The 4,066-nt window shown below is 65.2% G+C and carries 5 protein-coding genes; 1 reads left to right on the top strand and 4 read right to left on the bottom strand.

Translation table 11 applies throughout. From position 1 onward, the window contains the following. The 4 genes from B2527_RS14475 to B2527_RS14460 form a co-directional block, all read right to left on the bottom strand. Positions 1 to 470 (bottom strand): biotin/lipoyl-containing protein (locus tag B2527_RS14475; RefSeq protein WP_293715013.1); only part of this gene is annotated, 470 nt, incomplete at its 3' end. 17 nt (positions 471 to 487) lie between these two features. After that, the gene (locus B2527_RS14470) at positions 488 to 1,135 is read right to left on the bottom strand and encodes a hypothetical protein (protein ID WP_293715011.1); all 648 of its coding nucleotides are present in this window, start codon (positions 1,133 to 1,135) and stop codon (positions 488 to 490) included. Between the two features lie 5 nt (positions 1,136 to 1,140). After that, positions 1,141 to 2,517: a dihydrolipoyllysine-residue acetyltransferase gene (locus tag B2527_RS14465; protein WP_293715008.1), complete on the bottom strand. Its 1,377-nt coding sequence runs from the start codon at positions 2,515 to 2,517 to the stop codon at positions 1,141 to 1,143. 189 nt (positions 2,518 to 2,706) lie between these two features. Further along, entirely contained in the window at positions 2,707 to 3,261 is a 555-nt protein-coding gene (locus tag B2527_RS14460) for a DNA-deoxyinosine glycosylase (RefSeq protein ID WP_293715005.1), read from the bottom strand. 197 nt (positions 3,262 to 3,458) lie between these two features. Here B2527_RS14460 and B2527_RS14455 point away from each other — a divergent pair. Further along, on the top strand, positions 3,459 to 4,066 hold a 608-nt coding region (locus B2527_RS14455), incomplete at its 3' end, for an OmpW/AlkL family protein (RefSeq protein ID WP_293715002.1).

Genomic DNA, 4,066 nt, shown 5'->3' with positions numbered 1-4,066 from the left:
CCCTGGTCCTTCTTCACCGTGTCGCCGACGGCGACCAGGATCTCGATCACCGGTACGTTCTGGTAATCACCGATGTCCGGCACCTTGACCTCAATCGGGCCAGTAGCGGCGGCCGGGGCAGCCGCGGCAACCGGCGCACTTACCGCTGCCGGAGCGGCGGCAGCGGCAGGCTGTGCAGCCGGTGCAGGTGCGGCGGCAGGTGCCGGAGCTGCGGCCGGAGCAGCACCCTCGCCTTCGGCTTCCAGGATCACCACCACATCGCCCTCGGACAGCTTGTCGTCGAGCTTGACCTTGATTTCCTTGACCACACCCGCAGCCGAGGACGGCACTTCCAGCGTGGCCTTGTCCGACTCCAACGTGACCAGACCCTGGTCCTTCTTCACCGTGTCGCCCACGGCCACCAGAATCTCGATCACCGGCACGTCGTTGTAGTCGCCAATGTCCGGAACCTTGATTTCAATCGTCGCCATTGTTTTCTCCTGTGGGCTCAGCCGGCATCGCCGACGAACCGGTCATGCATCTTGTCGAGCGCGCGTTCGATGTTGGCGTAGCGCTTCTCGTATTTTTTGTCTTTGCTATGGGCCAGCTCGATCAACAGCGCCGCCTGTTCCTGCAGCGCTTCAAGCTGGCCGCAACCCGGCCGCTGACCGCTGTAACGCTCGCCGTTGACGGTGAAGGACAGCACCTCACCCTCGGTGACCGGCGCACGCGCGGCCACTTCCGGGGAGGCCAATGCCTTGCCCCAGACCTCGACCAGACGCTGCGCCAGCGCATCGGGCACCGGTGCCTGGGCGAACTCGGGCTCCTGGTCGAGTTGCAGGTTGACGCCACCGCGACCGGCCGTCGTGCTCCAGTTGTAGATGCGCTTGTCGGCCATGCCGGCCAGCACCATCCACTGGCCGTTGCCGGCGTCGCGGCGCAGCAGCACCTGCGATTCCACCCCACGTGCCGGCAGCACCAGCAGCGACAGGCCGTCTTCGGCCTGGCCGCCGAGCAGACTGGTCGCTGCTTGGCCGTAGTTGCCTACCGCCGGCGGCCAACCCTCACCGACCACCGGCAGGCACTGGCTGGCGGCCAGTGCCGGGCCCGCCAGGGCAGCCAGCCCTAGCGTCAGCAGGGCGCGTCGCGGCGCCACTGGCATCACAGCAGCACGCGCCGCATGTCGGCCAGCACCTGCGACAGGTAGGTGGTGAAACGGGCCGCCAGGGCGCCGTCGATGACGCGGTGGTCGTAGCTCAGCGACAGCGGCAGCATCAGCTTCGGCGCAAATTCCTTGCCATTCCAGACCGGCTGGATGGACGACTTGGAAACGCCGAGGATGGCCACTTCCGGCGCATTCACGATCGGGGTGAAGGCGGTGCCGCCAATGCCACCCAGCGAGCTGATCGAGAAGCAGCCACCGCTCATGTCGGCCGGGCCGAGCTTGCCGTCGCGTGCCTTCTTGGCCAGCTCGCCGGTTTCCTGGGCAATCTGCACCACGCCCTTCTTGTCGGCATCGCGGATCACTGGCACGACCAGGCCGTTCGGGGTATCGGCGGCAAAACCGATGTTGAAGTACTTCTTGAGGGTCAGGTTCTCGCCGCTGGCATCCAGCGAGGCGTTGAACTCGGGGAACTTCTTCAGCGCGGCGGCGCTGGCCTTGATCAGGAAGGCGAGCATGGTCAGCTTGATGCCGGCCTTCTCGTTCTCCTTGTTCAGGGCCACGCGCAGCGCTTCCAGGTCGGTGATATCGGCCTGGTCGAACTGGGTGACGTGCGGAATCATCGCCCAGTTGCGGGCCAGGTTGGCGCCGGAGATCTTCTTGATGCGCGACAGCTGCACCACTTCGGTCTCGCCGAACTTGCTGAAGTCCACCTTCGGCCACGGCAGCAGGTTCAGGCCGCCGCCGGCCGCCGCCGGGGCACCGCCACTGGCAGCAACACCGCCGGCCAGCGCGCCCTTGACGAACTTCTGCACGTCGGTCTTGGTGATGCGACCGCCCTTCTCGGTGCCCTTGACCTGCTGCAGGTCCACGCCCAGCTCACGGGCGAACACGCGCACCGCCGGGCTGGCATAGGGCACATTGGCCGGCAGCACGCCTTCGGCATTGAACTGCACCGGCGGGGTAGCCGGCTTGCTGGTGGTAACCGAGTCTTCCTGGGCGATTTCGCGCTGGGCCAGCTTGTCGGCGACCGGGGCAACCGCCACCGGCTCGACCTTGGTGCCGGTCTCGGCAGCGGCTTCGACCTTGGCCGGGGCAGCCGGCGCGGCAGCGGCGGCGGGCTTTGCGGCCTCTTCACTGACTTCGATCAGGGCCACGACCTTGCCCTCGGACAGCCCGTCGCCAACCTTGACCTTCAGTTCCTTGACCACGCCGGCATAGGCCGACGGTACTTCCATAGTCGCCTTGTCCGATTCCAGCGTGACCAGGCCCTGGTCCTTCTTGACCGTATCGCCTACGGCAACCAGCACTTCGATCACCGGAATGTCGCTGTAGTCACCGATATCGGGGACAAGTGCTTCCTTGATTTCGGCCATGAAACTACTCCAGCAACAGTGAGGGAATTCTCTATTGTGGCGTTAGCGGGGCGCAGCGCCAACCGTTGCATGTGAATTCGCATACGTATGTCCCCGGACAGCCGCACGCCAGCGCCCGTCCAACCCCGTATTTGTCCGGCCCAAGGCCGTTTTCCTGACCGCTGCCCTGTCCGCCCTGTCCTGCCCCGGTCAGCCTTGCACGGCCCGCTCCGCTCCGTCTGCCAGCGGCCGCAACCACGGCTGCAGCTGGCGCCACTGCTGCAACAGGCGCGGCAATGACCACGCCGCGTTGGCCGGACTGGTGGAGGGCAGCGCCAGCACCGGCAGCGCAGCCGCCAAAGGCGGCAAAGCCGGTTGTACCCACCGCTGGAACGCAGTGTGTGCGGCAGCGCCGTTACATGCGATCACCGCGATGGCCGGATGCGCGGCCAACAGCTGCGGCAAGGGATTGACCACCTCGCTGCCGCGCACGATGGCGGCATCAAGACTGCCAGTGCGCCGGCACTGGCCAATCACGTCCCACAGCCCAACCCCGGCCTGCTGCAGCTGGGACAGACGCTGCGCGTAGCCTGCATCGACATCAACCCCACACAGCGCCGACATCAGCGGCCAGAAGCGGTTGCGTGGATGCGCGTAGTACTGCGCTTCGTGCAGTGATACCGCGCCCGGCATCGAGCCCAGTACCAGCACGCGCGACTGCGTATTTAGCTGCGCCGGGAGGCCTTGCAGCAGTGTTTCAGTCATCACGCGCACCACAACATCGTGAATGAAATTTTTCTACTGATTGCCGAAGCAATGGGATTCCTCCGCTTTTTGCTGAACGTACACGATGCGAAAAGCCGCTGCGTACAGCGCGATTCATGTTGCCATCGCTAGGGTTTGCACGCCCCATACGAGGGCCTCGATAAACATAGTCCCGATAGAGAGACGAGGAGTTTGTTATGCGTTCCATCAAGATTCTGAGCCTTGCCACCCTCGGCGCCCTGGCGCTGTCCAGCACTGCCTTCGCGCAGGATGGCAATGGCGACACCGCGTCGGGCAAGCACTTTGCCGTGGTTGGCGGCGTGACCCTGCTGCAGCCGAAGCATGACCCGGCCACCGGCCTGAAGAAGTTCGATGGCGGCCCGGCACCGACGCTGAGCGCCAGCTACTACATCAACGACAACTTCGCCGTTGAACTGTGGGGCGCTGCCGACAAGTTCAACCACCGCGTGCGCACCGATGGTGGCGCCAAGGCTGGCACTGTCGAGCAGCAGCCGATCGCACTGAGCGCGCAGTACCACTTCGGCCAGGCGGACAACGTGTTCCGTCCGTTCGTTGGCCTGGGCTACTACGAGTCGAACTTCAGCAATGAGAAGATCAACGGCCTGAGCGACACCGGCAACCATGTCGGCATCGAAACCGCCAAGGGCGCGATCGGCACGGTCGGCGTTGACATGAACATCAACTCGACCTGGTTTGCCCGTGCCGATGCACGATACATGCACGCCCGCCCGGACCTGCGCGTTGCCGGCCAGAACGCCGGCGAGCTGAAGCTGGACCCGTGGAC

This window comes from Stenotrophomonas sp. UBA7606, assembly GCF_002477705.1.
Taxonomy (GTDB): Bacteria; Pseudomonadota; Gammaproteobacteria; order Xanthomonadales; family Xanthomonadaceae; genus Stenotrophomonas.
The sequence above is the reverse complement of the archived record's forward strand: the minus strand, read 5'-3'. Positions and strand labels throughout refer to the sequence as shown.

Bases quoted from the DNA above. Each gene is read 5' to 3' on its own strand.
- B2527_RS14460 (WP_293715005.1), bottom strand. From the start codon at position 3,261: ATGACTGAAACACTGCTGCAAGGCCTCCCGGCGCAGCTAAATACGCAG.
- B2527_RS14465 (WP_293715008.1), bottom strand. From the start codon at position 2,517: ATGGCCGAAATCAAGGAAGCACTTGTCCCCGATATCGGTGACTACAGC.